Source organism: Sphingomonas sp. (genome assembly GCF_031426035.1).
Classification (GTDB): Bacteria; Pseudomonadota; Alphaproteobacteria; order Sphingomonadales; family Sphingomonadaceae; genus Sphingomicrobium.
In genome coordinates this window covers 1-6,083 of sequence record NZ_JANPKO010000048.1, presented here as the reverse complement: position 1 = coordinate 6,083, position 6,083 = coordinate 1, and the positions used below count along the sequence as shown (strand labels likewise).

Here is a 6,083-nt window from a genome sequence, read left to right as displayed (position 1 = left end):
CGGCCTATCTGTCGGCGGGGCAACGCTGCACCGCGGCGCGGCGGCTGATCGTCGAGGACGGCGCCGAAGGGCCGCTGATCGAGGCGATGTCCAAGCTCATCGACCGGCTGGTGATCGACCAGCCGTTCGCCGACCCCCAGCCGTACATGGGCCCGGTGATCGACCTTGCCGCGGCCGACCATCTGCAGGAGCAATGGGTGGGCTTGATGATGAAGGGCGGCAAGGCGATCCGCCGCCTCGACCGCCCGTTCGAGGACCGCCCGTACCTGACCCCGGCACTGATCGATGTCACCGACGCCACCGGCCGCCCCGACGAGGAATTGTTCGGGCCGGTGCTGCAGATGATCCGGGTCAAGGATTTCGACGCTGCGATCGCCGAAGCCAACAACACCCAGTTCGGATTGGCGGCGAGCCTGGTCGGCGGCACCCCCGACCAATATACCCGCTTCTGGGGCACCGTCCGCGCCGGCGTCATCAACTGGAACAAGCCGACCAACGGCGCGCCGTCCACCGCCCCGTTCGGCGGGGTGGGCATGAGCGGAAACCACCGCCCGAGCGCCTATTACGCGGCCGATTATTGCGCTTACCCGGTGACCTCGAGCGAAGCCGACCAGCCCCGCGCGACGATCGGCGAAGGCCTGCGCGACCCCAATATGCTGGGGGACTGAGCCGCCTAGCTGCGCATCTCGGGCAGGAAGGCGTCGTCGGCGGCGTCGCTGAACTTGGTGATGCGCGCGTCGAACTTCATCCGCACCTTGCCGGTCGAGCCGTGGCGCTGCTTGGCCACGAGCAATTCGGCGAGGCCGTAGACCCGCTCCATCTGCCGCTGCCATTCCTCATAGGCCTCGAAATATTTGGCGTCGTCGCTTTCGACCGGGCGCTTGGGCTCGTGCGAGGCGACGTAATAATCCTCGCGATAGACGAACAATACGATGTCGGCGTCCTGCTCGATCGAGCCCGATTCGCGCAGGTCCGAGAGCTGCGGGCGCTTGTCCTCGCGTTGCTCGACGGCGCGGCTTAGCTGCGACAGCGCCAGCACCGGTACGTCGAGCTCCTTGGCCAGTTGCTTCAACCCGCGGCTGATCTCGGAGATTTCCTGGACGCGGTTGGAATTGTCGTTCTTGCCGGTGCCCTGCAGCAATTGCAGGTAATCGACGACGACCATCGCGATCCCCTTCTGGCGCTTGAGGCGGCGGGCGCGGGCGCGCAGCGCGGCGATGGTCAGGCCGGGGGTGTCGTCGATGTACAAGGGCAGGCTCTGCAGCTCGGCGGCGGCGCGGGCGAGTTGGCGGAACTCCTGCTGGCTGATCTTGCCCATGCGCAAGTTCTCCGAGCTGATCCCGGACTGCTCGGCGAGGATGCGGGTGGCGAGCTGGTCGGCCGACATTTCGAGGCTGAAGAAGGCGACCGCGGCGCCGGCGCCCTTGCCCGGCTCGATGCCGTCCTCGACGTCGCGCTGGTGGCGCTGGGCGGCGGCGAACGCCATGTTGGTGGCGAGCGACGTCTTGCCCATGCCGGGGCGGCCGGCGAGGATGGTCAAATCGGAACGGTGAAGGCCGCCGATCTTGGCGTTGATGCCGTCGAGCCCGGTGGTGACGCCCGACAGATGCCCGCCGCTGTTGAGCGCGCGCTCGGCCATCTCGACCGCGAGCTTGGTCGCCTCGCCGAACGATTTGGCTTTGCCTTCCGCGCCGCCCGCCTCGGCGACTTCGTAGAGGCGGCTTTCGGCGGCTTCGATCTGGGCCAGCGGGGCGACATCCTCGCTGGTGTCGGTGGCCGCCTCGACCAGGTCGCGGCCGACTCCAATCAGCGCGCGCAACAATGCCAGGTCGTAGATCTGGGCGGCGAAATCGCGCGCGCCGATGAGCGCCGCGCCGGAGCCGGTCAATTGCGCCAGATAGGCCGGGCCGCCGACCTCCTTGATCGCCTCGTCGGCCTCGAACAGCGGGCGGAGCGTGACCGGGTTGGCGACCATGTTGCGGTCGGTCAGGCGCAGCACCGCCTCATAGATGCGGCCGTGGAGCGGCTCGAAGAAATGATGCGGTTTGAGCTTGAGCTGGATGTCCTCGACCAGCCGATTGTCGATCATCAGAGCGCCGAGCAGCGCGGCCTCGGCCTCGATGTTTTGCGGGAGAGTCGGAAGCTCGGGCGCGTCGGCGGCGCCGGGGTGTCGGAGGATTTCGGCCATGGCCAAGGTTGTATGACAGCTTTCGCCGCGCTCCAAACAAGAACGAAAGCAGCACGACTGTGGATTAGCTGTGAGCGGTTTGGGGCGCCGTCCGGCCAAAGCGGGAGATTTAGTCCGACGCGCGCCGTCCACAGAAAATTCGACTGGCGAATTGTCGATGCCCGGCGTGGCGGTTAGGCCACCACGCCATGAGCATCCTTTCCGACCGCTGGATTCGCGAGCAAGCGCTCGAGCACAAGATGATCGAGCCGTTCGTCGAGAGCCAGCGGCGCGACGGGTGCATCAGTTACGGCCTGTCGAGCTACGGCTACGACGCCCGGGTGTCCGACGAATTCAAGATTTTCACCAATGTCGACAATGCACTGGTCGACCCCAAGGATTTCGCCGCCAACAGCTTCGTCGACCGCAAGCTCGACGTGTGCATCATCCCGCCCAACAGCTTCGCCCTCGCCCGCACGGTCGAATATTTCCGCGTGCCGCGCGACGTGCTGGTGATCTGCCTCGGAAAGTCGACCTATGCGCGGTGCGGGATCATCGTCAACGTGACCCCGCTCGAGCCCGGCTGGGAAGGCCATGTCACATTGGAGTTCAGCAACACCACCCCGCTCCCGGCCAAGATCTACGCCAACGAGGGCGCCTGCCAATTCCTGTTCCTCCAGGGCAACGAGCCGTGCGAGGTGAGCTACGCCGACCGCGCCGGCAAATATCAGGGCCAGCGCGGAGTGACGCTGCCGAAGTTGTGACCCACCGCCGTCATTGCGAGCGCAGCGCGGCAATCCAGTTTCTTGATTTGGGCTGGATTGCCGCGTCGCTTCGCTCCTCGCAATGACGATGACCCTCGACCAGGCGCAGGCGCTCGACGCGGCCGATCCGCTGGCGTTCGCGCGGGCGCGCTTCAGGCTTCCCGACGGTGTTATTTATCTCGACGGAAATTCGCTCGGCGCCTTGCCCGCAGCCACCCCCGGCGCGCTGGCCGAGGTCGCCGAACGGCAGTGGGGCGACGACCTCATCACCAGCTGGAACAGGCACGGCTGGATCGACGCGCCGGGCCGGGTCGCGGCGCTGCTGGCGCCGATCGTCGGCGCGGCCCCCGACGAGCTGCTGTTCGCCGATTCGACCTCGGTCACCCTGTTCAAGCTGCTCGCCGCGGCGGTGCAAGCGCGGCCGGGGCGGTCGGTGATCCTGTCCGAAGACGGCAACTTCCCCACCGACCTCCATGTCGCGCAAGGGCTCGCCCGACTCGTCCCGAGCCTCACCCTCAAGACGGTGCCGGCCGGCAATGTCGCAAGCGCAATCGACGGCGACACCGCGGTCGTGATGCTGACCCATGTCGATTACCGCGGCGGGGCGGTGCACGACATGGCGTCGGTCAATTCGGCGGCCCATGCGGCCGGCGCGCTGACGCTGTGGGACCTGTCGCACAGCGCCGGCGCGCTCGCCCTCGACCTCGCCGGCAGCGGCTGCGACCTCGCGGTCGGCTGCGGCTACAAATATCTCAACGGCGGCCCCGGCGCGCCCGCCTTCCTGTTCGTCGCGAAACCGCTGCAGGAGCAGCTTCACTCACCGCTGAGCGGCTGGATGGGCCATGCCGAGCCGTTCGCGTTCGAGCCCGCGCACCGCCCCGCCGCCGGGATCGCGCGCTTCCTCACCGGCACCCCGCCGATCCTCGCCCTCGCCGCACTCGAGGCGGGCCTCGCCACCTTCGACGGCATCGCGATGGCCGACCTCGAAGCCAAGTCGCGCGCACTGTCGCAAGTGTTCATCTCCGAGGTCGAGGCCCGCTGCGGCGGCGAGGTACGCTTGGCATCGCCCGCCGCGCGCGGCAGCCATGTCGCGTTCGCCCACCCCCACGCTTACGCAGTGATGCAGGCGCTGATCGCGCGCGGGGTGATCGGCGACGTCCGCGCCCCCGATTTGCTGCGGTTCGGCTTCGCCCCGCTCTATAACCGCTTCGCCGAGATATGGCGCGCGGCCGAGATCCTCGGCGACATCCTGGCCACGCGCGAATGGGACCAGCCACGCTTTCACCAGCGCGCCAAAGTCACCTAGGAGGCCAGCAGCCGCCGCGATTCGTGGATCACGTGGACCCAGTCGGCAAACGCGTTGGCGAGGCTCAGCACGATGTCCTTGAGCGGCCCCTCGGCGAGCTTGCCGTCGGCGGTGAAACTGTCGTCGCCGACGCGGCCGAGATAGGCTTCGGGGTGCTGCATCACCGGCATGTTCAAGAACACGCACGCCTGGCGCAACTGGTGGTTGGCGCCGAACCCGCCGATCATCCCGGGCGAGGCGCTGACGATCGCCGCGGGCTTTTTCTCCCACACGCTCTTGCCGTACGGGCGCGAGCCGACGTCGATCGCGTTCTTGAGCACGCCGGGTACGCCGCGGTTATATTCGGGGGTGACGAACAGGATGCCGTCGGCGGCGGCGATCTCATCGCGGAAGCGGGTGTATTGCGCGGGCGGGTTGGGGTCCGAATCCTGGTTGTACAGCGGCAAATCGCCGATCGGCACGATGTCGCAATTGAGCCGCTCATGCGCCATCGCGCACAGCGAGCGCGCGATCTTCTTGTTGATGCTGCCCTCGCGCAGGCTGCCGACGACGATAGCGATGTTGTAGGCGGTCATGGGCGTGCTCCTCAGCGGCGTTTTCCCTGGTGGCGGATGTTGGCCGGGCGGCCGCGGCGCTGGGCGGGGCGAACTCGGTCCGAGCGGCTGCGCGCGCCGCCGCCGTACGAGCCCTCGGGCAATTCGAAGCGCAGCGAGCCCGACACCGGGTTGGCTTCGGCCAGGCGCAGGGTGAGTTTCTGCCCGACGCGGTAGGTTTCGCCGGTATCGTCGCCGACCAACTGCCGCGCTTTCTCGTCATACCGAAAATATTCCTGGCCGAGGGTCTGGGCGAGCACCAGCCCGTCGCCGCCCAAATCGAGCACGGTGGCGAAGAAGCCGAACGGCTGGACCCCGGTGATGCGGCACTCGACCAACTGCCCGACGCGGTCGGCCAGGAACGCCGCGACATAGCGGTCGACGGTGTCGCGCTCGGCCTCCATCGCGCGCCGCTCGAGCATTGAGATCTGCTCGCCGATTTGTTCGTATTTTTCTTCTTCGCCGTGCGGCAGCCCGCCGTCGCCCAAGCGGTAGGCGCTGACCAGAGCGCGGTGGACGAGCAGGTCGGCGTAGCGCCGGATCGGCGAGGTGAAGTGCGCGTAGGTGGCGAGGCTCAGGCCGAAATGGCCGAGGCGGTCGGGGCCGTAGCGTGCCTGCATCTGGGTGCGCAGGACCTGCTCCATGATCTCGGGGCGGAAGTCGCTGTCGCCGACGCGGTCGATCAGGCGGTTGAAGGTGGCCGGCTTGATCACCTGGCCGAGCGCGAACTCGAGGTCGAACGTCGCCAGATAATCCTTCAGCGCGACCAGTTTCTCGCGGCTCGGGCTTTCGTGGACGCGGTACATCACCGGCGCCTTCTTGGCTTCGAGCGCGCGCGCCGCGGCGACGTTGGCGGCGATCATATAATCCTCGACCAGCTTGTGCGCGTCGAGCCGCTCGCGCGGCGCGACCGACAGGATGCGGCCCTTTTCGTCGAGCACCACCCGGCGCTCGGGGATGTCGAGCTCGAGCGGTTCCCGCGCATTACGGTTGGCCAAAAGCGCCCGCCAGCACGCCCACAGTGGCTTGAGCGCGGTGTCGACCAGTGCGGCGGGGAGGCTGGTTTCGAGTGCTGGCATGGCGCAGGGCGATGACGAAACTTCCGTGGAATTTTCGTTACTTGCGTCGATCGCGGCCTGCGCATCCTCGTACGCAATGTTTGCCGCGACACAAATCTTCGCTCGCGTAAATCGCCAGCTTTTGAGCGTCCCGTCCTTGGCGATCTTCAAATGACAGGCCAGCGCCGCGCGCAC

Annotated in this window: 6 protein-coding genes; 3 read left to right on the top strand and 3 right to left on the bottom strand. The window is 67.4% G+C overall.

What is annotated here, in order from left to right; all coding sequences use genetic code 11:
• Window positions 1–668 (top strand): aldehyde dehydrogenase family protein (locus tag RMP08_RS03070; RefSeq protein ID WP_310467517.1); only part of this gene is annotated, 668 nt, incomplete at its 5' end.
• A 5-nt stretch (window positions 669–673) separates the two neighbouring features.
• On the opposite strand, the gene RMP08_RS03065 is transcribed toward RMP08_RS03070, so the two are convergent.
• Window positions 674–2,188 carry a replicative DNA helicase gene (locus tag RMP08_RS03065; protein WP_310467516.1) on the bottom strand — a complete coding sequence of 505 codons (1,515 nt, stop codon included), beginning with the start codon at window positions 2,186–2,188 and terminating at the stop codon, window positions 674–676.
• 188 nt (window positions 2,189–2,376) lie between these two features.
• On the opposite strand from RMP08_RS03065, the gene dcd reads away from it, so the two are divergent.
• Together dcd and kynU are read left to right on the top strand one after the other, a co-directional pair.
• Complete coding sequence (gene dcd, locus RMP08_RS03060; protein ID WP_310467514.1) at window positions 2,377–2,931, top strand: dCTP deaminase; 555 nt, start codon at window positions 2,377–2,379, stop codon at window positions 2,929–2,931.
• 82 nt (window positions 2,932–3,013) lie between these two features.
• Window positions 3,014–4,237 (top strand): kynureninase, encoded by a 1,224-nt coding sequence (kynU, locus tag RMP08_RS03055; RefSeq protein WP_409049761.1) that lies wholly within the window; start codon window positions 3,014–3,016, stop codon window positions 4,235–4,237.
• Here the strand turns inward: kynU and RMP08_RS03050 are convergent.
• The gene (locus RMP08_RS03050) at window positions 4,234–4,812 is read right to left on the bottom strand and encodes an NADPH-dependent FMN reductase (protein ID WP_310467513.1); all 579 of its coding nucleotides are present in this window, start codon (window positions 4,810–4,812) and stop codon (window positions 4,234–4,236) included. The two genes, kynU and RMP08_RS03050, sit on opposite strands and share 4 nt — an antisense overlap.
• Before the next feature lie 11 nt (window positions 4,813–4,823).
• Window positions 4,824–6,083: RNB domain-containing ribonuclease (locus RMP08_RS03045; protein ID WP_310467511.1), on the bottom strand; the 1,260-nt coding region annotated here is incomplete at its 5' end.